Here is a 24,008-nt window from a genome sequence, read left to right on the forward strand (position 1 = left end):
CTCCTATTTATAAACTACTACTTAACTAATTACATACTATGATTATGATGCATGTCATGACCATGGTGCATACTAGACATTCCATTAGCCATATCACCAGGCTTATAATTTGGCATCATATACGACATAACAATATGATTAAATAAATTCTTATCAACATGAGAATAGTATGCTACTGGATTATCTATAGAATCTTTAACAAGATCCTTCCAGAAGTAATTCCATGTTAATGATTGATGTTTCCCACCCTTAACTTCTTTAACCCACTTATCAAAATCAGCTTGGCTAGTTACCTTTGTATAAAATTGCATCTCAGCAAAACCTATACCTGTATAGTTTGCGGAAAAACCTCTATACTTACCTTCATGCTCAGCAATTACATGTAGCTGGGTTGTCATACCTGTCATTGCATATATTTGTCCTGCTAACTCTGGAATAAAGAAAGAGTTCATTGGTGCTGCTGATGTTATCTTGAAATTAATTGGGCGATCTTTAGGTATCTCAATATAATTAACTGTAGCTATATCATACTCAGGATAGATAAACATCCATTTCCAGTTCAAAGCAACCACATCTATTTCTATAGTCTTCTTATCTGACTCTAAAGGTTTATATGGACTTAGCGTGTGCGTTGTTTTCCATGTGACAATTGATAATATCAAAATTATTACAAAAGGTACGCCCCAACAGATTATTTCTAGTTTATTACTATGATTCCAAGTTGGTTTATATTCAGAATCAGCACCATCTCTATATTTACAAGCAAACCAAAGTGTCAAAATAATAACTGGAATAACTACAAAAAGCATAATGACAGTTGCAAATATTAACAACTGTTTTTCTTGTGATGTAATAACGCCCATTGGATTCCAAATACCGCCTTTGCAACTAGATAAAGACAGCACCCCAATTATACTTGCAAATACTAGTAAGTATTTTCTACAGTTCATAAATACATTCCTTTTAAATTACAATTAAATACAAATCGTTTAGTTTCTAAACATACACTTTACCAAGTAAATTACATTCATATTACATAAATATGAAAAGAAATTCATTAATTAAATAAATATTTTTAGTATTTGAATATAGCTTTATATTCGCTATACTCATCAATATTTTTATTACAAATAAAAATTTTAATGTACAACAAAGAATTAAGAACTACCATAAATATCTCTCTAATATATGGCTTTAGAATGATTGGCCTATTTATTATTTTCCCGATATTTAGCTTATATATTAACCATATACAATACGCAACACCATTTTTAATAGGGCTAGCTCTGGGTGTTTATGGCTTAAGTCAAGCAATGCTACAAATCATATTAAGTATTTTATCAGATAAGTTTGGACGTAAACCTATTATACTAATTGGTTTAATATTTTTTATCATTGGTAGTATTGTTGCGGCCTGCTCAACCACTATATATGGAATAATTATTGGGCGTGCTATACAAGGTGCTGGAGCTATAGGAAGTACGCTAACTGCTTTAGTTGCTGACTCAACAAAAGAAGAAAACCGCCTTAAGGCCATGTCTCTTATAGGAATGTCAATTGGCTTTTCATTTTTAATAGCAATGATGATAAGCTCTATACTAAACAGTATTATCAGACTATCTGGTATTTTTTGGCTAACTGCAGTTTGTGGGGGTATTAGTATTTTTATTTTAACAAAAATACCAACTCCAAAAACTCCAAGCTTTCATCACGAGGCAAAACCTGTTTTAACACTCATTAAAGATATCATAACCCATAAAGAGCTATTAAAGCTTAATTATGGTATCTTTACTCTGCATGCAACACTTACAGCTTTATTTATAGTAATTCCTCCAATTATTACAAATATTTTACAGATATCTTCTGACTATCAATGGCTTATATACCTTCCTGTACTAATTATATCTTTTAGTATGATGTTTCCATTTGTTATGATCGCGGAAACACAGCGTAAAATGAGAAAATTCTTCATTATCGCAGTTTTACTTTTAAGTGCCTGTCTAGGTCTTTTGGTAATAAGCTTCAACCATACGATAATTCTAAGTATAGTTTTGACTTTTTTCTTTGCTGCATTTACATTTTTAGAATCATGCCTACCGTCATGGGTTTCGAAAATAGCTCCTGCCGGTAGTAAAGGAACTGCTATGGGTATTTTTTCTAGCTGTCAATTCTTTGGTATATTTATCGGTGGAGTAATGGGAGGAATCATATTCCACAAATTTCATATATCTGGGGTTCTAATTTTCTGTACAATTCTAGCTTTTTTATGGTTTTTAGTTACACTAATAATGGCTGAGCCAACCTACTTAAACTCAAAAGTTTATAAACTTGATAAAATAACCCCAGAACTAGAAAAAAAATTAAAGAAAATAATTGCTTCAGAAAAGGGCTTATATGAATCAATAATATGTTTTGAAGAGAATTCTATATATATAAAGATTGATAAAAAAGAATTTGATGAAGCTTTGTTTATTCAAAAAATGAATTTAATAAAATAACCACTATATTAGATATAAATATTCCTCAAGAAAAGACATAAACTATACCATTTTGGTATAGTAAAGTTCTTTATTTACAATGCTTTAGGCACATATTTAATTTTTGATTTAAGCAATTTTTATGTTAGAATCCATGTGTACAGTTAAAGGTTAGAAAAAGTGACTACTCTAATTACAGGCCAATTTTTCTTTCCAACTTTCTATTTTTAGAAAAAAAACAACCTTTCGTTACTCGAATATCATAAGGAGAAGCAACATTATGTTACCAACGCTCATGTCTGTTGACTTAGCAAGATTGCAGTTTGGTCTAACAGTATCATTTCACTTCTTATTTGTTCCTTTAACTTTAGGACTAACGTGGATTTTATTCACGATGGAACTAATGTACATAAGGACAGGTAAAGAAGTTTATAAAGATATGGTGAAGTTTTGGGGTAAATTACTTGGAATAAACTTCGCTCTAGGAATTATCACTGGTCTAACCATGGAGTTTGAATTTGGTACCAACTGGTCATACTACTCACAATCAGTAGGAGATGTTTTTGGTACCCCTCTAGCTATTGAAGGTATGGCTGCATTCATGCTTGAGTCGACTTTCGCTGGTTTATTTTTCTTTGGTTGGGATCAGCTCTCAAAGAAACAACATTTATTTTCTACATTTTGTTTAGCTATAGGTTCTAGCTTCTCAGCTTTACTGATTCTAGTTGCAAATGGTTATATGCAACACCCTGTAGGAGCTGAATTTGTTGCTTCAACTATGAGAATGGAAACTGTTAGCTTACTAGATGTATTCTTAAATTCTACTGCTCAATCAAATTTTGGACATGTAATCACAGCTGGATACACAACTGGCGCAACTTTTGTTATAGGTATCAGTGCATACTACCTACTTAAAGGTCGTGATACTACATTTGCTAAGAGGTCTCTAGCTGTTGGTTTAGGGTTTGGTATCGTAGCTTGTACTATGGCTATCTTCTTTGGTGATGCTAATGGACAAGATGCTTGGAAAGTACAACCATTAAAAATGGCAGCTATTGAAGGTGAATGGAATACTTCACCAGCTCCAGCATCATTTAACGCTATAACATTCCCTGATCAAGAAAAGCAAGAAGATAATTACAGCATAAAACTTCCTATGGCGCTTGGTCTAATAGCAACACACACGACAACTGCTCAAGTTCCTGGTGTTAAAGCTATACTATACGGAGAAATGCAAAATGGTAAAAGAGATCCTAATCTAGCTTATTATAGGAATATTAAAACAGGTGAAACAGCTGATGTTTCTCCTACTGTAGCTGCAGCTAATCCCCAAAAATATGAGAAAGTTCCAGCTGCTATTGTAATGATTAGAGATGGTGGTCTTGCTTATGCAGATCTTCTAAAATGGAGAGAGTCTGGTCACAAAGGCGATACTCCTAATAGTAATTATGCAAATTATAACAACCCTCAGTATCAAAGATACATGGGCTTTGGTAAATTACTTGTTCAAGTTGCCCAAGAAAAATATGGTAAAGCTGACTCAGCAACAATTGCTAAGCTAGCTAACAATCCAGAGGCAATAAAACAAGTTGCAACCAATATGGTACCTGATGTAGCTAGTATCTTCTGGACATTTAGAGTAATGGTAGGAATCGGTTTCTTACTATTTGCATTAATGTTTGTTGGTTTAGTACTTCTAGCGAAAAACTCTCTTGGTAATACTAAGTTTAGTAAATTTGTCCTAAGAGTTATGACTTTATCAATTCCACTACCATTTATTGCTTGTGTATGTGGATGGTTTGTAACAGAGCATGGTCGTCAACCTTGGACTGTGTATCATCAGCTACCTACAAGTATTAGTTCATCAGCCTTAACAGCTGCTGATATTGGTACTTCTATGTTAATATTCTTGCTAATAGATACTTCTCTATTTGCGGTATTGCTATTCTTAATGTTCAAATATGCAAAATTAGGTCCTAGCTCACTAGGTTCTGGTAAGTATCATTTTGAACAAAACAATAAAGATAAATAAGGAGAGATAAATGTTATTAGATGTTTTACAAATTATCTCTTGGCTAGTTGTTGGAGTTCTTATATTCTTAGTAGCTGCAACAGTTGGTTTTGACTTTGGGATAGGTATTCTTGCTAAGTTTGTTGGTAAAGATAACTATGAAAAAAGAGCCATCATAAATACTGTAGGACCTACTTGGGATGGATCTCAAGTTTGGTTTATTACTGCCGGCGGTGCACTTTTTGCCATTTGGCCACAAGTTTATGCTACAAGTTTCTCAGGATTATACATCGCAATATTAGTTGTACTATGGGGACTTTTCCTAAGACCGCCTGCTTTTGAGTATAGAAAGAAAATAGATAGTGACAAATGGAGAAACTTCTGGGACTGGATGCTTGTTCTAGGCAGTATCATTCCTATAGTTGTTATGGGTGTTGCTGTTGGCAATCTATACCTTGGTTTCCCAATATCTTATGATGATACAGCTAGACTAATTTATGGTACAGTGACAAATGGCCAGTACCAATCTATGTGGGTTACATTATTAAATCTACTAACTCCTTTTGCATTACTATTTGGAGTATTTGCTCTAAATATGGCATTAATGCATGGTTCTACTTATGGCAAACTTAGAACAGACGGTGTGCTAAGAGATAGATTCAAAAAGATCTCCAACATTACAACAGTTATATATATCGTACTATTTATAGTTGCTGCGGTTTGGATATCTTTTATCCCAGGCTATCAGTACGTTACAGATCCAGCTTTTGCACATGCATCTAGTGCATTGCATCATGCATTTACAGCAGGTAAAATAACAACTGGCTACTCATGGTTCTATAACTTTAACCATGCACATGTTTGGATGTGGTTCGCACCTGTTTTAGCCGTTGCTGCTGCAATACTTGTTATTGTATTTAACAATAAAGATAAAGATGGTTCAGCATTTTTAGCAAGTTTAACCTCACTGTTTGGTTCAGTGTTAACAATTGGTTTTGCATTATTCCCATTCATTATGGTATCTAATGTTGGTGATTACAAATACAGCTTAACAATATTTAATGCTAGTAGTAGTCAAACTTCATTAATAGGTATTCTATGTGCCGTTGCTATTATACTTCCAATAGTATTTAGCTATACATTCTTTGTATATAAGAAAATGTGGGCAAATGGGCGTAGAACATCTGCTGCAGAAATAAAAGCTAACTCACATGAGATGTACTAAAAAAGGAGATTTATTATGTTTTATTTAGTATGGATAATTTCAGCATTTGCTGCTGTTGGCATAGGCTGTTTTGTTGCAGGTAAAATGGATAAAAAAGAAGACTAATACTTACAAACTTTACTATCAAATATTTTTTTCATCTGTCTATTAGTATAGAATCTTATAATCAATAACTTTAAATATAAATTAATTATGAGAAAACTTATCTATATAACTATTGCAAGCTTATTTCTTTTTACATCTGGATATTGTGATATTGTAGTCGGAACTACTGGAGACTACCTTCCTTTTTCCAATTATAACAAAACAACTAATACATTTAATGGTAAAGATATACAACTTATAAAAGAGTTTGCCAAAGCCCAAAAAGAAAATATTAAATTTGTTAAAACTTCTTGGAAAACTGCTTCAGAAGACCTTAAAGCAAATAAGTTTCAAGTTTTTGTAGGTGGAATGACTATAACTGCTCAACGTCAAAAAGACTTCGTATTTTCTACTCCTTTAGCTACTTCTAGAAAGGCTGCCATGACAGACTGCAAAAACTTAAATAGATATAGAAATTTTGAAGATATCGATAATTCAAAAACATTAGTCATTGAAAATAGAGGTGGTACTAATGAAAAGTTTGCATTACAAAAACTTAAGAATGCAAATCTTCTAATAATAAACGATAATAAGCTAGCTGTAAAATCGATAACTAATGGCTTAGGTAATATTCACCCTAACATAATGATTACTGATAGCGTAGAAATCGCATATCAACATTCTATTAACCCACAAGTATGCCAAATACCAGTTCAAATAGATAGCAATAGCTCTTTTAAAGCCTTTATGTTCAATAAAACGGCTAATGGTAAAAAGCTAGTTAATCAATTCAATCAATGGTTAAAAAATAATCCTAAGCTTTTTAAAGCATATACGAATTCATAATTAACTATTTTTTTACTACTCAACAAAATATACCTATTACATACCTTCAAGATACTTTTTATCTAAAAAGGCACAAATAACAGATGAATCTGCAACAGGTTCATCATCAACGATAGCAGAAATTTGCTTTAATGGGTGAATTTTTTCATACTCTTTTGGAGTCTCTGTATTAAGAGTGCATGGAATGGATTTTAAATCTAAAACAGCTAATACTTTCTTAGTGTAAATTACAAAACGATTACCATATAATGTAACAGACATAAAATTACCTCTAATATATAAAATCTCAAATTAGAACTAAAATTAGTATATCTGAGCAGTATGGATAAATACAAATTCCATAGCAAAACAGGGTTTCAGGATTTAAATAATATTTAAATGACGATTATTTTTAGTTGTATGATATCATATGGGAATCCTAACTTATGTAAGTAAAGCTGTGCTTAAAGCATACCGTGTATCTCTAGCGTTTAGTTGTCTAATTAGTCTTAACTGGCCTGATGTCTATAGACTTCATAAGCCCTTCTTTACCATATATAAAAAATGATTTTGCCACATCTCAATCAATACTAAAAAATAGTGTTCTAATATATATGCTTATACTTGGAATTTTTCTATTACCATATGGTTTTCTAAGCGATAGGTTTGGTCGTAGAAAGTTAATTCTAATATAATTAAGTAAACTGTCCCTGTTATTCAATACCACTTTATAAAATATTTTTATTCCTTGCTTTTATGCAGCATCTAAAATACCAGAATATACTTCATCAGGAGTCATATATCCAATACTAGAATGTAGTCTTTCATTGTATAATACCCCATGAAATTTTAACAACAATTTTGAGAATTTAGTTCCTAAAGTAGCTAAACTATAAATGAGCAATTTAGGATAAATGTAAATGAGTAATAAGAGAAAAATATATACCGTTGAATTTAAGACTAAAGTTGTCTTGGAAGTATTGGGGAAAGATCAAACAATCACACAGTTATCAGTAAAATATAATATTACGCCCAAAAACATAAATAATTGAAAAACAGCCTTTTTAGAAAATGCTGAGTTGGTAATGGATCCATCCAAATCAGTATCACAATATAAAAAAGACAATGCAAAGCTTCAAACCAAGATAGATCAGTATTCTAAGAAGGTTGGACAACTAACAATTGAGAAGGAATTTCTTGAGGGAAAGCTCGTAAGCTTGGGATTATCTGATAGAAAAGCGATGATTGATCCTAAGCATAAATTATCTGTTGTAAAACAAAGTTTCTTATTAGAAGTTTCTAGAGCTGGTTTATATTACAAGCCTGTGGTTAACGAACATAAAGAAGAAGTAAAAGCAAAGCTTATACAGATACATGAGGAGATTCCCTGCTACGGCTATATAAAAGCTCATAAGCAATTAATAGAAGATGGGTTTAGCATCTGTGAGAACACAGTACAAAAGTATCGTAAAGAGTTAGGCATCAAAGCTATATTGGCGGTGAAAAAACCAAACTTAAACTTATCTGAACCTAACAAAGAGCATGCTATTTATAGTTACAAACTAAAAGGTTTAAGCATATTGAGACCTAATCAAGTTTGGTCTACAGATATTACATATATTAAGACTGATGCTGGCACAGTTTATATGGCAGCTATTATTGATTGGTACTCTAAGGCTGTACTAAGTTGGGAGATATCCAACACTATGGATAGTAGTTTAGTTATGAAAGTTTTAAATGAAGCTCTGTATAAATATGGAGTACCAGAAATATTTAACACTGATCAAGGTAGCCAGTACACATCTAACATTCATATCCAAACATTATTGGATAAAAAAATTACTATATCTATGGATGGTAAAGGTAGAGCAACTGATAACATTTGCATCGAAAGATTTTGGATAAGTGCTAAATGTGAGAGATTTTATTTAAATCAATATCCTGGCATTGTTGAACTAAGAAACGATGTGGATGATTATATAGATTTTTATAATAATAGAAGATTTCATGAGTCTATCAATTATAAAAAACCTATGGAATTTTATTACGATAACTTATTGGAAAAACGGGCGGCTTAGATGGGAACTAAATAATTGAAAATATTGTTTAATTTATTGGGGTAGTATATTGTTGTAAATATCAATATATTCTTTGATACCTACTTTAGCCTCTTTCATAGTTATATATGATGCCGGATAAACATTTTCATATTTCAGTGTTCTCCAAAATCTCTCAATTGCAATATTATCTATAGATCTTCCTTTAGCATCCATAGATATATTTATTTTATTATCAGATAATATTTTAATATGCTCTTTTGCTGTATATTGAGTTCCTTGATCAGAGTTAAAGATATCAGGTTTACCATATTTAAATAACGCTTCTTTTAACACACTAGTTGTTAGATGTGTATCCATAGTATTAGAAATCTTCCAAGCTAGTGTTTTCTTGCTATGCCAATCTATTATGGCTGCTAAATATGCATACCCACATTCTAGTCTAATATACGTGATATCAGCACTCCATACCTTATTAGCTTTATCTATAACAACCTGATTCGTCTCATTTTTAAATACATTAAGTAAGTATGGATATTTCTTGTGTTGCTTATTAATGACAGTTGTCTTTTTTTTAGGATACAATGCCTTAATACCCATGAATTCCATAGCACTTTTGATTAGCTTCCTTCCAACTAGAAATCCTAATCTATTTAGCAACTTTACTAGCCTTCTCGTACCATAATATGGATGTTTAGTATGTATCAAATCTATTGCATTTAATAGTCTAATATCATCATTACTACTAAATTTTGATATTGGTGTATAATAGTACACACTCTTAGATACAGATAATAGTTTAAGCTGATTATTTAAAGATAATTCTAGCTTAGTATCTACAGAGTTTACTCTATCATTTGATGATACCAAGCTTTTTAGCTTTCCCATTAAAAAATCCCTCTCTACTATTACCTCGATTAGTTCTTTACTTGTTGCATCTTTATCTTTTCTAAGCTCATCTATTTCCTGCTTATACTCCTTAACAACAGAGCTTTTATCAAATGCTAAGCAAGCATTAGATAAAAATTGCTGCTTCCAATTATGCACGTTTTTAGGAAGTAAATCATACTTACTTGCTATCTCATTAACTGTCATATCGCCTTCTAGCAATTCTATAATTACTTTAGCTTTAAAATCAGCTGTATACGTTACTCTTTTTTTACTCATTTATCTATTTCCTAATTTATCTAGTTAAGTTTAACATCTAGGAATAAAAATCTTTCTAAAATCAGTAGCTTTTTCTGGGGATATTATAGCTCCTGTGCTAGGGGCATTTATTCAATCAGTTAGTTCATGAAGACTTTCTCTAATTACATTAGTGACTATAAATATTATAGTTTTTTTACTTATTTTTAAATTAATGCCAGAGACCTCTAAAATCATAAAATATAGAGTAAATTTTAAAACTACTGTCAATAAATATTTAGAATTTTTCAAGGATAGATATTTTTTATTATGAGTTTATTTTCAGCTTTAATCTATGTCTATTCTATAAGTTTTTATAATATGCTTCCTTTTGTATTACATAACTTACATTTAAGCGTTATAACCAATGGTTTTATGCATTAAGCTTAGCAGCAGGTGCTTTTTGTTTACAACGCTTTCTTTATAAATATTCATCTGAAAAAATTCTTGGCGTACTACTCAAGCTATACTTGATTCATTTTATCGTGCTTATATTGATATTCAAAATATACACAGACACTTTTACCATAGTAATATTTGGTATTGGCACAGCTTTTTTATGTGGTATTGCAGCAGCCTTGATAATCTCAATGTGCATGCAAAGTATAAAAAAAGACAAAGGCATAGCTAGTGCTGTTCAGAGCTCTATAAAAATGTTTTTTAGTGGTATTGGGTTAATACTATTTTCACATATTAAACTTACAAATATGATCCAAATAATTACCATATATATTTGTCTTGGTATTTTTGCAGTTTTATTATGGTCTCTAGCAAAAAAAACTAGCCCATCTCACTACGACCTATATCAAAGTAACCTTTAATATCATCTCTAATAATAACATATATTTTACTTAGCTTCTTTTATAAAAAAATTAACCATTATAATATTTTAAAAATATAATCATTTCATTAAAAATCTATTTTAGATGTTCATGTTTTAAGAAGTCATATTATATATCTAAATTTTTTTTGCTTAGCTGATTAACATTAGTTACTCCTGTCAAAGTCATTGCAACTTTCATTTCCTGAGCATATATATTCAATAAATTCTCAACACCACACTGTCCTTTTGTAGCTAAAGCATAAGTTGCAGATCGCCCAAGTAATACACCTTTTGCTCCTAATGCTAACATACGAACCACATCTAAACCCGAACGAACTCCTGAATCCACTAATACCGTTAAATCATTCCCAACAGTATCTGCTATTTTTGGTAAAGCCTTGACTGATGAAGCCACACCATCAAGTTGACGGCCACCATGATTTGAAACAACAATTCCATCAGCTCCCAATTTCACAGCACTTTTTGCATCTTCAGAATCTAAAATTCCTTTTATAATAAGAGACCCTTTCCAGAATTCCCTTATCCACTCTAAATCATTCCAACTAATAGAGGGGTCAAAATTTTGAGCTAACCAACCAATATAATCTTTGAGATTTATTTTTTTACCTAGATATTTTGAAATATTTCCTAAATCATGAGGTCTTCCTAGTAATCCAACATCAAGTGCCCATGCTGGTTTCATACAGGCTTGCAATATCCGTCTTTGAGCAGAGAACTTACCTGACATACCAGAGTGTGCATCACGATATCGTGTACCTGGCGTTGGCATATCTACCGTAAAAACTAACTTTGTAACACCCAATCTCTGAGCTCGCTGCAACATATTTTTCATAAAAGCACGATCTTTAAGTACATAAAGTTGAAACCAAGGAGGTTCGGTCAATGCTGAAGATACTTCTTCAACTGAACATACGGAGACTGTAGATTGTATTAAATCAATACCACTATTTTTAGCTGCTCTGGCTAGTTGAACCTCACCTCTACGCGCATACATTCCACTTAGTGCTACAGGGGCTAAGATAATTGGCATTGATAGTTCTTGATTAAATAATGATGCTTTTAAGCTTAGATCTTTGATATTTTTTAAGATTCTTTGTCTTAGCCTAATTCTAGATAAATCTGACACATTAGATTGTAATGTTTGTTCTATATTTGCACCACCATCAATATAATCAAAAAGAAAACGAGGAAGTTTTCTTTTTGCTGCTTCGCGGTAGTCAGAGGGAGAAGAGATAATCATATGATTCACCATGTTTTTATATAATTAGATCAGCATTTTTTTGATTCAAAATAATCAGCAGTGATCTAAAATTTTATTTATTTTTACAAATGATATTAAACCATCAAGCTTAATTGATCTAAGATCGCTACCCAACTTTTTACCCATAAAATACTTTCTTTATCTTGAATTAGAGGATCTCTATATGGTATTTTAGCTGAGGTATTCCCATCACCATAGTTTGTAACATATAAGTCAGAACTTAATAAATCATATTATATATAATGTCCTCAGAAAAAGCTACTGATTTTAGAAAGATTTTTATTCCTAGATGTTAAACTTAACTAGATAAATTAGGAAATAGATAAATGAGTAAAAAAAGAGTAACGTATACAGCTGATTTTAAAGCTAAAGTAATTATAGAATTGCTAGAAGGCGATATGACAGTTAATGAGATAGCAAGTAAGTATGATTTACTTCCTAAAAACGTGCATAATTGGAAGCAGCAATTTTTATCTAATGCTTGCTTAGCATTTGATAAAAGCTCTGTTGTTAAGGAGTATAAGCAGGAAATAAATGAGCTTAGAAAAGATAAAGATGCAACAAGTAAAAAACTAGTCGAGGTAATAGTAGAGAGGGATTTTTTAATGGGAAAGCTAAAAAAGCTTGGTATCATCAAATGATAGAGTAAACTCTGTAGATACTAAGCTAGAATTATCTTTAAATAATCAGCTTAAACTATTATCTGTATCTAAGAGTGTGTACTATTATACACCAATATCAAAATTTAGTAGTAATGATGATATTAAACTATTAAATGCAATAGATTTGATACATACTAAACATCCATATTATGGTACGAGAAGTCTAGTAAAGTTGCTAAATAGATTAGGATTTCTAGTTGGAAGGAAGCTAATCAAAAGTGCTATGGAATTCATGGGTATTAAGGCATTGTATCCTAAAAAAAAGACAACTGTCATTAATAAGCAACACAAGAAATATCCATACTTACTTAATGTATTTAAAAATGAGACGAATCAGGTTGTTATAGATAAAGCTAATAAGGTATGGAGTGCTGATATCACGTATATTAGACTAGAATGTGGGTATGCATATTTAGCAGCCATAATAGATTGGCATAGCAAGAAAATACTAGCTTGGAAGATTTCTAATACTATGGATACACATCTAACAACTAGTGTGTTAAAAGAAGCGTTATTTAAATATGGTAAACCTGATATCTTTAACTCTGATCAAGGAACTCAATATACAGCAAAAGAGCATATTAAAATATTATCTGATAATAAAATAAATAAATCTATGGATGCTAAAGGAAGATCTATAGATAATATTGCAATTGAGAGATTTTGGAGAACACTGAAATATGAAAATGTTTATCCGGCATCATATATAACTATGAAAGAGGCTAAAGTAGGTATCAAAGAATATATTGATATTTACAACAATGAAAGACTACATTCTAGTATTGGATATATGACTCCTGATGAAGTATATTCTGGTATTTTAGATGCTGCATAAAAGCAAGGAATAAAAATATTTTATAAAGTGGTATTGAATAATAGGGACAGTTTAATTATGTTCTGAGTAAACTCTATGAATACATTTGATCATACCCTCCTATTTGGGACACTTAGGTGTTAAGAAAAGGAGACAAGATGAGATATACAAAAGAGTTTAAAGATGAAGCTGTTAAATTATGTTTACAACCAGATGCAAATAGACGAGAAATAGCAGATAATTTAGGGGTTAAATATAAAACCATTTGCAGTTGGATATCCAAAGCCATGTCAAACCCTCAGAAAGAAATAAAGATAGATTATAAAACGCAGTACCAGCAACTATCTTTTGAAAATACTGATTTGAAGAAAAAACTCAAACAGGCAGAAACAGAGCGTGAAATACTAAAAAAGTCAGCAGCGTACTTTGCAAAGCAAAATCTGTAAGGTACGCCTTTATTAAGGAGCATTATAAAGTTATGCCAGTAACAACACTATGTAAATCTTTGAATGTGAGCACATCTTCATATTACAGATGGATTCATAAACCTATAGGTAAAAGGCAATATAATGATGCTGAACTAGATGATGCTATTTTAATGAACATAAATCTAGATATGGAAGTGTTAGGATATACAAAGAGCTTAAAGATATGGGTTGGAAAGTTACTCAACCTAGAGTATCTAAACGTATGAAATTACTTGGTTTACATGCTAAAGCGGCTCGTAAGCATAAGAAAACTACAGATTCTAACCACAACAAACATGTTTATGATAATTTATTAGAACAAAACTTCACTGCTTTATCTGTAAATCATAGGTGGGTTACAGATATAACTTATGTACCTACACAAGAGGGGTGGCTGTATCTTTGTGTGATTATAGATTTATTCTCAAGATCAGTTATTGGTTGGGCAATGGATTCTAGGATGAAAGCGGATTTAGTTTGTAATGCTTTAAATATGGCATTCTTTAGAAGAAATTTTCCTAGTGGTGTGATTATACACTCTGATAAAGGGTCACAGTACTGTAGCAAACAATATCAAGACATTATTAAAGAATACTGGCTACTATCAAGTATGAGCTCTAAAGGATGCTGTTACGATAATGCTGCTTGTGAAAGTTTCTTTGGAACTTTAAAAGTAGAGTTAGTACATGATGAAAGCTATAAAACTAGAGAAGAAGCTAAACTATCAATATTTGAATATATTGAAGCTACTATAATACAAAAAGGAGACATTCTACAATAAATTATATGACTCCATATCAATTTGAATATATAATGGAAAATGAAGTAGTAAACTGTCCCAAATTGACGGGGTAGATCACACTTATACATGAGTCGTTGTGGACAACGAGTTGATATAAGTCATAAAAATCCTGAAAACCTAGATTTTTGGAATCAAGTGATAGATTTGATAATATTAGGAGTTCAAGTTCCACGAATGGCTATTAATTTATACGGAGGATATGAGAGCACTCTAAAAAAACAATTTTCTAATCTTAAAGACATACAAATTAAAGATTTTGTGAAAGAAATTGGCTCTATGGTATCATCCACCTCTTCACCCAGTGACATTGCATCGTCGCTAGGATCAACAATAAAACCTTTTTCAGGAACAAGTTCCTTCAGCTTAGATGGTGCACAATTTGCGACTATGAGACAAAACCAAGGAGTTGCTTTTTATAATCTCATGGTAGATGGCTCTAAAGCACTGAAAGATTATATGAATACAGGCAAAGATGTCAAAAAAGTTCTTGATATTTTCATGGCGCCAAAGAAAGCCGTAAACCATGGTTATAATATGAGAGGTATAAACAGTTTAAGTAATAGTTCATATAAAGAAAGAATTTTTAACCTTATTAATGAGAAGCGAGATGCTGCTCAAGTTAATTATGATAGTTTACAGGATTTATTAAGTGAATATAAGGTATAAGTTACCGAAAATAGTACCATAAAAACTTTAATTTAAAATTATTATGCAAAGTTTTATAAAAATGAACAAAATGTTAATTTACTTCCAAATCTAAAACAAAAACTCGAATATATTGAAGAGAATTATCCTTTATTATATAAATCTAAGGATGAAGAGGTTAAAAAAAGTCTATCTGATCTAGAATCTGCAATAAATGATACATATTATAAAACATCTATTCGAGAATATCTAAATCCATGGAGTACACATAACTACAATAATCGATAATATTAACGTTCATGATTTTTTGCTTACTTACTAAGATTAATAAAAAGTTTAATTATGCAAAAATCTTTATATTTTCCTATTTATTTACTGGCTTAGGCTCTATTAAAAAGCTTGTCTAAATTAATTTTAAACCCTAAGAACACTGAAGAATATTATTAATAATTTTTAAGAAACTACTTCTTATCAACCATATATGCTCCTGCAACACCAACACCCGCTATAGCTAACCAAAAACAACTATTTAGAGATAAAAAGTTAACGAACACAATAACAATAACGATACAAATTTCTTTTTCATCTACATCCTTCCAAAAAAATAATACACAGTATACCAGCAAAAAACCAAATCATATAGTCATAATTACTCTCTCAAGAGCTTCACTCAGATTATAAAATATATGTATAAAATTTAGTATACTTTAGTCTAACTTTTATCTAGGTTTTTAGTTGCTGAAAAAAACTTCTTCACCATTTTCTGAATTTATAATCTTTACATTCTCAAAACTTCTCCTAGAAAAGGATCACCATCTGAAAAATTAGTAGCTACCTCATGAAGATCAAGATCTAAAACATAAGATTTCATAATCCACCTAAAGAATCTCCTTCTATCTTAATAACCAGATTATCACTACCTAATGCACCACCATAGTTACTTTAACTATTTCCATTCCAACCTAAATTAACTGCATCACCACTAGTTCCAGCATTTAGAACATTGGAACCATAACCCTTATTAAGGGTATTATTTTCTGAACTACTTCTTGTTTCATTATTATAGCTTGAGACATCTCTACATGATGAACGTATTGCAGGCTAAGAGTTCAAGCTGTATTAGAATTGCTAAGTTTGCTTGACACATAACGGAGTCAGAAGAAGACCTGTTTGATTTTAGCTTTTTAAAAAAATATTAGATAAAGCATATGAATCAAGATTAACCATCTAAAAAGCTAGTTTTTGGTTTTTCTTCCCTTTTATAAATATTTCTATGCTTCAAAATTTCCTTTTTTTGTGATTCTGATTTTTGAGGATTGGTTTTATCAAACTCTTGTAAAAGCTTATCTGCCTCACTCACGTATGCTCTATCTTTTTTATTATCAAATAGATGAGCTAACCTTAATATAAGTTTCATCATAGTAAGAACCTCTCTTAGATACTAATAATTTACCTTGTAGCTTAAACATAATTATACTAAACTAAACATCAAAGTCACCAGTAAAATATAGCTTTTAAGTATTGTGTCGATGAGGTTAAGTCAAAACCCTAAGATAATAGGTATGTTCTTAATGTTTTAAGCCTTACAATGCTTACACCTATTGTTGTTGACTATATCTACAACGAGTCAAATATATATCCTTTTCTATTAAGCTTTACGATAACATTTTTATGTGGTTTTTTATTATGGTTTATTGGACGTAAAGCAAGCAAAAAAATCACAAATAAAGATGGTTTTGTTATTGTTACACTTGTTTGGGTTTTTGTTACAGTCTTTGGTGGTATTCCTTATATGGTATTCCTTATATGGTATTCCTTATATGGTATTTCCTGGGCTAGATTTATCTTTTACTCATGCTATATTTGAATCAATCTCAGGATTTACCACCACTGGCGCGACTGTAATAACAGATTTAGATAAATTACCTCATAGCATCTTATATTATCGCCAACAAACACATTTCTTTGGAGGTATGGGGATTGTGGTCTTAACTGTTGCTATTTTGCCACTGTTAGAGGTGTTGATGGCATGCAACTGTATAAAGCTGAGGTAACAGTTTAGGTAAAGATGAAAAAATAGCTCCAAGGATATCAACTACAGCCAAAGCAATGTGGTTAGTGTATGTCTTACTAACATTTCTCTGCTTTATAGCTTTTTTACTAGTTGGCATGTAGCCTAAGTCCAGATACAGCATTTTCAGCAATTGCAACAACACTGTAAAATGTAGGTCCTGGATTAGGTCAAATTGGTTCAAATTTCAAGACCGTACCTAATCATGCTATTTGGATATGTAATTTTGCTATGATTGCGGGTCGTCTGGAAATATTTACAGTATTAGTTCTTTTTATGCCAGATTTTTGGCGAAAATAGTCTATAGCTTTAGGATTTTTTAGAAAAATAGAACTTCGTTTCTGAGTCTCTTTTTAGTTGACAACTTTCATATGTTAGTCGTTGAACTTGTAGCTTTAGGATAATTGTACTAAACTAAACATCTAAAATATAAAGCTTTTGAAGCGTTAATTAATGAAGTTAAGCCAAAAACCTAAAATAATTGGTATATTTTTGATGTTCCTAAGTCTTACTATGCTTAGTCCTATAATCATTGATTATATTTATAAAGAAAATAATTCGTACCCTTTTATTTCAAGTTTTACTGTCACTTTTTTATGTGGCTTTTTATTATGGTTTATTGCTCGCAAATCAGATAAAAAACTGTCAAATAAAGATGGTTTTCTAATCGTGGCTCTAGTTTGGATATTCGTTTCAGTATTTGGAGCTATCCCGTATATGACATTTCCAGGCTTAGATTTGTCTTTTACACATGCTATATTTGAATCTGTATCTGGGTTTACCACCACAGGAGGTACTGTAATTGAAGGGTTAGATAAGCTTCCTAATAGTATTTTATTTTATCGCCAACAAACAGAGTTTTTTGGTGGTATGGGAATTGTTGTTTTAACAGTTGCGATTCTTCCTTTACTAGGCGTTGGAGGTATGCAACTATATAAAGCTGAAGTAACAGGTCAATGGAAAGATGATAAAATTGCTCCAAAGATTTCTAGTACTGCAAAAGCATTATGGATGGTATATCTGTTACTTACTTTTCTATGCTTTATATCATATCTAATTGTTGGTATGGGACCATTTGATGCCATATGTTATACGTTTTCGACCGTTTCAACAGGTGGATTCACTCCTAGTGATGCTAGCATGACAAACAAATCAACAGGTGTGCTTCTTGTTTGTGCTATTTTCCTTTTTTTAGGAGCTACCAGCTTTAAGGCACATTATATAGCACTATCAAAATTTAAGATTAACCACTACTTTAAGAATGTTGAATTTAAAGCATATTTTTATTTCCTTTTTTTCACATCTTTGATAGTTAGTATCACACTACTAGCTAACACTAGTAGCAGTCTCTATGATACATTCCATATAATTTTTAATAGCGTATTCCAAGTGATATCTATTAGTTCCAGCGCAGGGTTTGTATCTGATACAAATTACTATCTATGGCCTAGTTTTTTGCCAGTCTTACTTATGTTTATAGCAATTATCGGAGGTTGTGGTGGATCTACAGCTGGTGGCCTGAAAATGATACGTGCTATTCTTTTTAAAGAGAAAGCTATGCTTGAAGCAAAAAGAGTAATCCATCCTCAGGGAATGTTTACCGTAAAACTAGATGACGTAAACATCTCAGAACAAGCTCTTAATAGAGTATCTGGTTTTATCTCTGTTTATATTATAGTCTTTGCAATTGGCTGGTTAGCCTTATTGGGTTGTGGGCTAGATATTGCTACTGCATTTTCAACAATCGCAACAACATTATCAAATGTAGGACCTGGCTTAGGTGAAATCAGCTCTAATTTTAAGAATCTTCCCAAAGATGCTCTTTGGATATGTGACTTTGCAATGATTGCAGGACGTCTAGAAATATTCACATTATTAGTTCTCTTCATACCAGATTTCTGGAGAAAATAATCAACTTTTAGATAACCCCTGATTCAACTAAGTATGACAAATTCCCAATATTATCGTATTCCACACCATTTGCATATGCTACTATTTTATAATCAATATTTGATTGTTTACCCTCACACTCAAGTCTCAGTAGTTCATTTTTACCAGATAAATATGCCGTGAAAGATTGTGAGCTTCTAAACTGACCTTGGTGGTCGCCACTTTCATCTTTAGTATAAGTAAATTCACAGTTTTCATTATCAGCAATATACACATTTACTGTAAATTTGGTTGGCACCTTATTAACAACATTATATATATCTTTAGGAGTAGTTGCATAATCAAAACCAAAAATCTGATATGCTGTATGCTTTGATTTTGAATAGTTGTGCTTTATCAAGGGAAGCTCTCTAGCTATACCATTATCTTTTGCACAGCTTGATAACAAACTTACGGCCAACAAAACAAAGATACTTATATAGAATAATATATTCCTTTGCTTATAAAATTTAAAAAAACTCATGGATATTAGAAGCCATAGATTACAGTATTAATCAAATAATAAACTTAAAGATCAAAATAGACAATAACTTTAGATAATTTTTCTGGACGAAAAACTTATTCTTTTGTATCAACGTCCTCTTCTAATTGTTGCTTTTTGTATTCGTAATAGTCTTTCATACTTAGACCCTTTGCTCTAAACTCAGCTTTTTCAGCAATCTCATCTAAACGCTTTTTAGAATACTCAATATGCTCAGAAGAATAATCTTCAACCGGTTGACCTTGAAGGTTAAATCTTTGTTTTAATTCAAAGACTGCTTTATGATAGCGAGTATCTCCAACATAACGACGTAAAACATTTCTAAGCACTAGATTATCAACTGGAGCAAAGTGCTCATTTTGATAGATTATTTCTATTTCTGGACTTATACCTATTTTAAGAGGTTTCTTATTCATAGGATCAAAACATCTTGGAAAACGTTTACATAGCCACTTAAATAACCTAGCTTCTTCTTTTTGTCTTTCTTTCTCAACATCAACTGTTACTATAAGTTCCTCAAAATTTTCTATTTGGGGATTCTGTAACTCATCGACTATTTTATTATTTATTCTATGGCCGTATTGAGGGATTCGAATAAATGATGTATCTCTATCTTCTACTTTTTTAGCAGGCACCTTGGATGTATTCTTGTTCTTTGAGATGTTTTTATCTCTTGCTTGTTTCATCCTAGAAGTCTTTTCTTCTATTTTAGAAGAACCACCCAGTAAAGATTGTAATAGCGAAAAATCGTTTAATTTATTTCTACCTTCAGACATTTTATTCTTTTATCATTTTATAGAGGGATCAATCCCTTTGTACTCTTGGCTTATATCGTACTACAAAACCAACCCTTTTAGCAAGTAATAAAACATTAGTAATATTTTTTTTAATATCGTGATTAATTAATATTGACAATTACTATAAAGTAAATATAATATGCTACATCATTTGTGGCTATGTAGCTCAGCTGGTTAGAGCACAGCATTCATAATGCTGGGGTCGGTGGTTCAAGTCCACTCATAGCTACCACGATTTTTCCACTTTAGAATATAGATGTAACAAAACGATAAAAATTTTATCTAGTTAAACTTTATAAAAAATAACTAAGTTATGCTTTTAGCTTACAATTCCTTACAAAAGTATAAATGCCTGCTAATTTGGATAGCCTTTAAATTATATATTTTTATAATACAAAAGCTATAACTTATCTCTTCAAGTATTTCTAAAAAAATGGATATATTCCAAATTTTAGATGAATTTTTAGTTAATCAGATAGCGTGGAAAGTTAATTTTGGATTATATATAGCTATTTAATTAGGAAAAATTAGTTTGATTAATATTAAACTTGGCTAAAATATTCAGTATATCGCCGAGTACTAATAAAAAAATTACCTAAGATTATTCAAATTTATTTTCAATCTCTTCAAGTGTCTTACCAGCAGTTTCCGGAACAAATTTTTTAACAACCCAAAAATAAATACATGAGCTTATAAGTAATAGGCCAAACATTACATTAAAACCCCAGTTTTGACCTATTTTTAAGAAATAACCTATAAAGTAAAATGAAAATAGCATTGATACAACTCCCGCCATAAATATTCCTATTATCCTTACTCTATTCGGCAGCAATTCATTTATAAGAGTCACAATCACCCCAGAGGGCCCAAATGCTAATCCTGCTATACATATTGTTAACAAGATAATCACTAATACATAGTTATATGCAAAATTAGGAAGACTATATAAAATAACTAGCCCTAGCATACTAGCTAACCCTACTGTCAGCCCCATATAAATAACTTTCTTCCTACCCCACTTATCAATAACAAATATTGTTAAAATTGTAACAACAAAGTTAACAGCTAAGATAAGAAAGTTAGCTGTATGAGCAACATAGCTACTTGATGTTAGTGGTGCTATTATTAACTCAGATGAGAAAACAATAAAATTAATCCCTGTAAGTTGATTTAAAATCAAAACTACAGTAACTATTACCACAGGCCAAATATCTTTACCTATTAAAAGCTTATTAACAAAACTCCTAGGAGCATGTATTCTTAGGCTAATCTTAATATCTTCAATATGTTTTTTAATTTCAGTATCTGTAAGATTAGGCTGAGTTTTTTTAATAACATTATATGCTGCATCAATTCTATTTTTGAGCACTAGCCAGGTTGGACTAGATGGTAAAAAGCTAGAAGCTATTAACAAAACAACACCAATAGTCAACGTTATATAAAAGTATTCGCTCCAATCGAGCACATCATAAAATAAGAATATTAAAACCCCAGAAAGACACATGCCAGCAGTCCATAATAACTGGAACAGTGCTACATACCTACCACGACGATCAGCTGGAGAAATTTCTGTTATATATATAGGAAAAGCATAAGACCCCAATAAGATGGATCCTCCTTGGATTAGCCTCGCAACGATTAATGTTTCATACCCTTGGGCAATCACAAAAATATAGGTTCCTATAATATAAAACACCACAAAAATTAAAATCATAAATTTTCGCCCGATATAGTCGGTAGCTAGCCAAATTATCTTTGCTAAAACTCCACCTAAAAATACTAGTCCTAGTAATATTGATAACTGATGAGTATTTAAGTGAAAGCTACGACGTATTTCTTCACCAATGCCTCCTACAATAGCCAAAGCATAACCGCCTAATATCGCAGCTAAAATATATACCGTCAATATATATTTAAAACTATATCTAAAATTTAAATTCACAAATATCACCTATATTTCTAACTCATCGTAAACTGAATCTATTAACTGCCCATACATGCCTGTTCTAAATGTTTTACCTTCAAATATCCTAGGATAAATAATAGTACTATGCACACTATTTGTCATGATCATAACAGTAACTTTATTCTTGGAATCCGAGACAAAACACTGACCTGTAAATCCTGTATGGCCTATTGTTTGATCACTGCAGTTTTCCCCAAATAGATGTCTGTTTTTTCTACCTTTTGCGGTCCAGAACCCTAAAGCAAATGCACTATTAGTGTCATATGGTTGACTAAATATCCTAACGACATCTTTAGAAAAAACATCATTTTCTCTATATATTAACTCTGCTAGTTTAATTGCATCATCTATAGTTGAAAACAACCCAGCATGTCCAGCAACTCCCCCCATAGAGTATAGAGCTTTCTCATCATGTACATAGCCTCTTAAAGTATCTGTCTTTATACTATTGAAATTCGTTGTACCAAAATTACAGTGCCCATCAACTTGAGTTGCTACAATCTTTTCTGGTAAATAGCCTCTTTCTAATGGATTAAAACATGTATTTTTTAGACCTATTGCGGAATAAATATTTTCTTCAAGAAAAATATCTAATTGCTTCTTTGTAATAGCTTCAATCACACATCCCAGTATTTGCATACCAATATCACTATATATACAATATTTATGTGCTGGCTCGATTACAGACATTTTTGTTTTCAAAAGCTTTACAGTTATCTGGCGGTCTTGACTATATAGTAGATCAGCTGTGTGGTTATTATAAAAATCAAAAAATGGCTCAACTCCACTAGTGTGACACAACAAATCACGAACACTAGGGATATAAGTTGTATTAACAAACTTAAATTCAGGAATATATTCACTAATTAAAGCATCTAGATTTATAAGGTTTCGTTGATAAAGATACATAACAGCATACGTCGTAGCAAAAATCTTTGTTATAGATGCAACATCAAATAACATATTTTGTGTTAAAGCTTGAGGATTTGTAAGCTTTTCGCCCTCTTTATCATACCGACAAGCATAACCAAAAGTTTTCTTATAAACTTCTTCACCTTGATATAAAACACTTACTACAGCACCAGGAAAACCATGGTCAATATCATAATTAATAATGCTTTCTAATTTAGAAAAATTCATTTCATCATAAAAAATAGTTCACTATGACTTACATTACACCATACACTAAAATAATACTATTATAAAAAAACATATCAAAAGTAAATTTTGTATCTTTGAATTGCTAACTTAGCCTTAACACGGCACATGGATCAACTGTTACCGTTGCTTCCTTCCGGATCTGGTGGGGTTCACAGCCTACCATTGCGTGGAAACCAAGTTAGCAATGTACATATTACTAGATATGTATATATATTACAAGCTA

Annotated in this window: 25 protein-coding genes, 1 tRNA gene, 1 other RNA gene and 1 pseudogene; 17 read left to right on the forward strand and 11 right to left on the reverse strand. The window is 31.4% G+C overall.

All coding sequences use genetic code 11. From position 1 onward, the window contains the following. Positions 1-29 precede the first annotated feature (29 nt). Positions 30-950: a ubiquinol oxidase subunit II gene (cyoA, locus tag CDV26_RS10215; protein ID WP_088773181.1), complete on the reverse strand. Its 921-nt coding sequence runs from the start codon at positions 948-950 to the stop codon at positions 30-32. A gap of 192 nt (positions 951-1,142) precedes the next feature. On the opposite strand from cyoA, the gene CDV26_RS10220 reads away from it, so the two are divergent. From CDV26_RS10220 to CDV26_RS10240, 5 genes are all read left to right on the forward strand, one after another. Beyond that, positions 1,143-2,498 (forward strand): MFS transporter, encoded by a 1,356-nt coding sequence (locus tag CDV26_RS10220; RefSeq protein WP_088773182.1) that lies wholly within the window; start codon positions 1,143-1,145, stop codon positions 2,496-2,498. A 259-nt stretch (positions 2,499-2,757) separates the two neighbouring features. Next, a complete protein-coding gene (locus CDV26_RS10225) occupies positions 2,758-4,509 on the forward strand; it encodes a cytochrome ubiquinol oxidase subunit I (protein WP_088773183.1) in 1,752 nt (583 codons plus the stop codon). Between the two features lie 10 nt (positions 4,510-4,519). After that, positions 4,520-5,713, forward strand: a complete 1,194-nt coding sequence (gene cydB, locus CDV26_RS10230; RefSeq protein WP_088773184.1) for a cytochrome d ubiquinol oxidase subunit II — start codon at positions 4,520-4,522, stop codon at positions 5,711-5,713. A 15-nt stretch (positions 5,714-5,728) separates the two neighbouring features. Continuing rightward, entirely contained in the window at positions 5,729-5,818 is a 90-nt protein-coding gene (locus CDV26_RS10235) for a cytochrome bd oxidase small subunit, CydX/CbdX family (protein ID WP_088773185.1), read from the forward strand. 87 nt (positions 5,819-5,905) lie between these two features. Beyond that, positions 5,906-6,643, forward strand: a complete 738-nt coding sequence (locus CDV26_RS10240) for a transporter substrate-binding domain-containing protein (protein ID WP_088773186.1) — start codon at positions 5,906-5,908, stop codon at positions 6,641-6,643. Between the two features lie 36 nt (positions 6,644-6,679). Here CDV26_RS10240 and CDV26_RS10245 read toward each other — a convergent pair whose 3' ends face one another. After that, a complete protein-coding gene (locus CDV26_RS10245) occupies positions 6,680-6,904 on the reverse strand; it encodes a glutathione S-transferase N-terminal domain-containing protein (RefSeq protein ID WP_088773187.1) in 225 nt (74 codons plus the stop codon). Positions 6,905-7,143: 239 nt separating this feature from the next. Here CDV26_RS10245 and CDV26_RS10250 point away from each other — a divergent pair, with 239 nt between their 5' ends. Beyond that, entirely contained in the window at positions 7,144-7,317 is a 174-nt protein-coding gene (locus CDV26_RS10250) for an MFS transporter (protein ID WP_245806442.1), read from the forward strand. A 59-nt stretch (positions 7,318-7,376) separates the two neighbouring features. Here CDV26_RS10250 and CDV26_RS12580 read toward each other — a convergent pair whose 3' ends face one another. Next, positions 7,377-7,526: a hypothetical protein gene (locus CDV26_RS12580; protein WP_169709732.1), complete on the reverse strand. Its 150-nt coding sequence runs from the start codon at positions 7,524-7,526 to the stop codon at positions 7,377-7,379. 16 nt (positions 7,527-7,542) lie between these two features. On the opposite strand from CDV26_RS12580, the gene CDV26_RS13725 reads away from it, so the two are divergent. Both CDV26_RS13725 and CDV26_RS10255 read left to right on the forward strand, forming a co-directional pair. Next, on the forward strand, positions 7,543-7,674 hold the full coding sequence (locus CDV26_RS13725) for a transposase (RefSeq protein ID WP_169709695.1): 132 nt from the start codon (positions 7,543-7,545) through the stop codon (positions 7,672-7,674). A gap of 33 nt (positions 7,675-7,707) precedes the next feature. Next, positions 7,708-8,700 (forward strand): IS3 family transposase, encoded by a 993-nt coding sequence (locus CDV26_RS10255; protein WP_088773188.1) that lies wholly within the window; start codon positions 7,708-7,710, stop codon positions 8,698-8,700. Positions 8,701-8,733: 33 nt separating this feature from the next. On the opposite strand, the gene CDV26_RS10260 is transcribed toward CDV26_RS10255, so the two are convergent. Both CDV26_RS10260 and lldD read right to left on the reverse strand, forming a co-directional pair. Further along, the gene (locus CDV26_RS10260) at positions 8,734-9,846 is read right to left on the reverse strand and encodes an IS3 family transposase (RefSeq protein WP_088773189.1); all 1,113 of its coding nucleotides are present in this window, start codon (positions 9,844-9,846) and stop codon (positions 8,734-8,736) included. 968 nt (positions 9,847-10,814) lie between these two features. Next, complete coding sequence (gene lldD / locus CDV26_RS10275; RefSeq protein ID WP_088773190.1) at positions 10,815-11,948, reverse strand: FMN-dependent L-lactate dehydrogenase LldD; 1,134 nt, start codon at positions 11,946-11,948, stop codon at positions 10,815-10,817. Between the two features lie 347 nt (positions 11,949-12,295). Between lldD and CDV26_RS10280 the strand changes: the two genes are divergently transcribed. The 6 genes from CDV26_RS10280 (at position 12,296) to CDV26_RS10300 (ending at position 15,380) form a co-directional block, all read left to right on the forward strand. Continuing rightward, entirely contained in the window at positions 12,296-12,610 is a 315-nt protein-coding gene (locus tag CDV26_RS10280; protein ID WP_157671605.1) for a transposase, read from the forward strand. After that, the gene (locus CDV26_RS10285) at positions 12,594-13,466 is read left to right on the forward strand and encodes an IS3 family transposase (RefSeq protein WP_088773191.1); all 873 of its coding nucleotides are present in this window, start codon (positions 12,594-12,596) and stop codon (positions 13,464-13,466) included. The genes CDV26_RS10280 and CDV26_RS10285 overlap by 17 nt, the downstream gene beginning before the upstream one ends. Before the next feature lie 116 nt (positions 13,467-13,582). Further along, the gene (locus CDV26_RS10290) at positions 13,583-13,891 is read left to right on the forward strand and encodes a transposase (RefSeq protein WP_157671249.1); all 309 of its coding nucleotides are present in this window, start codon (positions 13,583-13,585) and stop codon (positions 13,889-13,891) included. Positions 13,892-13,923: 32 nt separating this feature from the next. Next, positions 13,924-14,139 carry a hypothetical protein gene (locus CDV26_RS12285; RefSeq protein ID WP_088771820.1) on the forward strand — a complete coding sequence of 72 codons (216 nt, stop codon included), beginning with the start codon at positions 13,924-13,926 and terminating at the stop codon, positions 14,137-14,139. After that, positions 14,097-14,693 (forward strand): IS3 family transposase, encoded by a 597-nt coding sequence (locus CDV26_RS10295; protein ID WP_088773502.1) that lies wholly within the window; start codon positions 14,097-14,099, stop codon positions 14,691-14,693. Before CDV26_RS12285 ends, CDV26_RS10295 begins: the two co-directional genes overlap by 43 nt. A gap of 87 nt (positions 14,694-14,780) precedes the next feature. Further along, positions 14,781-15,380, forward strand: coding sequence for a hypothetical protein (locus tag CDV26_RS10300; protein ID WP_088773192.1), 600 nt, complete (start codon positions 14,781-14,783; stop codon positions 15,378-15,380). Positions 15,381-16,578: 1,198 nt separating this feature from the next. Here the strand turns inward: CDV26_RS10300 and CDV26_RS10305 are convergent. Beyond that, a complete protein-coding gene (locus CDV26_RS10305; RefSeq protein WP_088773193.1) occupies positions 16,579-16,779 on the reverse strand; it encodes a CBU_0585 family protein in 201 nt (66 codons plus the stop codon). A gap of 109 nt (positions 16,780-16,888) precedes the next feature. Between CDV26_RS10305 and CDV26_RS10310 the strand changes: the two are divergent. Both CDV26_RS10310 and CDV26_RS10315 read left to right on the forward strand, forming a co-directional pair. Beyond that, positions 16,889-17,730, forward strand: a pseudogene (locus CDV26_RS10310) (potassium transporter TrkG). Positions 17,731-17,883: 153 nt separating this feature from the next. After that, entirely contained in the window at positions 17,884-19,341 is a 1,458-nt protein-coding gene (locus CDV26_RS10315; protein WP_088773194.1) for a potassium transporter TrkG, read from the forward strand. A 7-nt stretch (positions 19,342-19,348) separates the two neighbouring features. Here the strand turns inward: CDV26_RS10315 and CDV26_RS10320 are convergent, their stop codons facing one another. Together CDV26_RS10320 and CDV26_RS10325 are read right to left on the reverse strand one after the other, a co-directional pair. Next, positions 19,349-19,843, reverse strand: a complete 495-nt coding sequence (locus CDV26_RS10320) for an FTL_1709 family lipoprotein (protein ID WP_088773195.1) — start codon at positions 19,841-19,843, stop codon at positions 19,349-19,351. A 95-nt stretch (positions 19,844-19,938) separates the two neighbouring features. Continuing rightward, complete coding sequence (locus tag CDV26_RS10325) at positions 19,939-20,637, reverse strand: ProQ/FINO family protein (protein WP_088773196.1); 699 nt, start codon at positions 20,635-20,637, stop codon at positions 19,939-19,941. A 176-nt stretch (positions 20,638-20,813) separates the two neighbouring features. Between CDV26_RS10325 and CDV26_RS10330 the strand changes: the two genes are divergently transcribed. Then, positions 20,814-20,890, forward strand: a tRNA-Met gene (locus tag CDV26_RS10330). A gap of 369 nt (positions 20,891-21,259) precedes the next feature. Here CDV26_RS10330 and CDV26_RS10335 read toward each other — a convergent pair. From CDV26_RS10335 to ffs, 3 genes are all read right to left on the reverse strand, one after another. Beyond that, positions 21,260-22,600, reverse strand: a complete 1,341-nt coding sequence (locus tag CDV26_RS10335; RefSeq protein ID WP_088773197.1) for an MFS transporter — start codon at positions 22,598-22,600, stop codon at positions 21,260-21,262. Between the two features lie 9 nt (positions 22,601-22,609). Beyond that, positions 22,610-23,764, reverse strand: coding sequence for a serine hydrolase (locus CDV26_RS10340; RefSeq protein ID WP_088773198.1), 1,155 nt, complete (start codon positions 23,762-23,764; stop codon positions 22,610-22,612). 103 nt (positions 23,765-23,867) lie between these two features. Next, positions 23,868-23,964: signal recognition particle sRNA small type (gene ffs, locus CDV26_RS10345), an RNA gene on the reverse strand. Positions 23,965-24,008: the final 44 nt, after the last annotated feature.

Origin of the sequence: Francisella halioticida (assembly GCF_002211785.1) — a bacterium.
Classification (GTDB): Bacteria; Pseudomonadota; Gammaproteobacteria; order Francisellales; family Francisellaceae; genus Francisella; species Francisella halioticida.

Bases quoted from the DNA above. Each gene is read 5' to 3' on its own strand.
- CDV26_RS10300 (WP_088773192.1), top strand. From the start codon at position 14,781: ATGAGTCGTTGTGGACAACGAGTTGATATAAGTCATAAAAATCCTGAA.
- CDV26_RS10245 (WP_088773187.1), bottom strand. From the start codon at position 6,904: ATGTCTGTTACATTATATGGTAATCGTTTTGTAATTTACACTAAGAAA.
- CDV26_RS10240 (WP_088773186.1), top strand. From the start codon at position 5,906: ATGAGAAAACTTATCTATATAACTATTGCAAGCTTATTTCTTTTTACA.
- cyoA (WP_088773181.1), bottom strand. From the start codon at position 950: ATGAACTGTAGAAAATACTTACTAGTATTTGCAAGTATAATTGGGGTG.
- CDV26_RS13725 (WP_169709695.1), top strand. From the start codon at position 7,543: ATGAGTAATAAGAGAAAAATATATACCGTTGAATTTAAGACTAAAGTT.
- CDV26_RS10320 (WP_088773195.1), bottom strand. From the start codon at position 19,843: ATGAGTTTTTTTAAATTTTATAAGCAAAGGAATATATTATTCTATATA.
- CDV26_RS10340 (WP_088773198.1), bottom strand. From the start codon at position 23,764: ATGAATTTTTCTAAATTAGAAAGCATTATTAATTATGATATTGACCAT.
- CDV26_RS10305 (WP_088773193.1), bottom strand. From the start codon at position 16,779: ATGATGAAACTTATATTAAGGTTAGCTCATCTATTTGATAATAAAAAA.
- CDV26_RS10260 (WP_088773189.1), bottom strand. From the start codon at position 9,846: ATGAGTAAAAAAAGAGTAACGTATACAGCTGATTTTAAAGCTAAAGTA.
- CDV26_RS10225 (WP_088773183.1), top strand. From the start codon at position 2,758: ATGTTACCAACGCTCATGTCTGTTGACTTAGCAAGATTGCAGTTTGGT.
- CDV26_RS10295 (WP_088773502.1), top strand. From the start codon at position 14,097: ATGGGTTGGAAAGTTACTCAACCTAGAGTATCTAAACGTATGAAATTA.
- CDV26_RS10255 (WP_088773188.1), top strand. From the start codon at position 7,708: ATGGATCCATCCAAATCAGTATCACAATATAAAAAAGACAATGCAAAG.
- CDV26_RS10280 (WP_157671605.1), top strand. From the start codon at position 12,296: ATGAGTAAAAAAAGAGTAACGTATACAGCTGATTTTAAAGCTAAAGTA.
- cydB (WP_088773184.1), top strand. From the start codon at position 4,520: ATGTTATTAGATGTTTTACAAATTATCTCTTGGCTAGTTGTTGGAGTT.
- lldD (WP_088773190.1), bottom strand. From the start codon at position 11,948: ATGATTATCTCTTCTCCCTCTGACTACCGCGAAGCAGCAAAAAGAAAA.
- CDV26_RS10250 (WP_245806442.1), top strand. From the start codon at position 7,144: ATGTCTATAGACTTCATAAGCCCTTCTTTACCATATATAAAAAATGAT.
- CDV26_RS10235 (WP_088773185.1), top strand. From the start codon at position 5,729: ATGTTTTATTTAGTATGGATAATTTCAGCATTTGCTGCTGTTGGCATA.
- CDV26_RS10315 (WP_088773194.1), top strand. From the start codon at position 17,884: ATGAAGTTAAGCCAAAAACCTAAAATAATTGGTATATTTTTGATGTTC.
- CDV26_RS10325 (WP_088773196.1), bottom strand. From the start codon at position 20,637: ATGTCTGAAGGTAGAAATAAATTAAACGATTTTTCGCTATTACAATCT.
- CDV26_RS10220 (WP_088773182.1), top strand. From the start codon at position 1,143: ATGTACAACAAAGAATTAAGAACTACCATAAATATCTCTCTAATATAT.
- CDV26_RS12285 (WP_088771820.1), top strand. From the start codon at position 13,924: ATGCCAGTAACAACACTATGTAAATCTTTGAATGTGAGCACATCTTCA.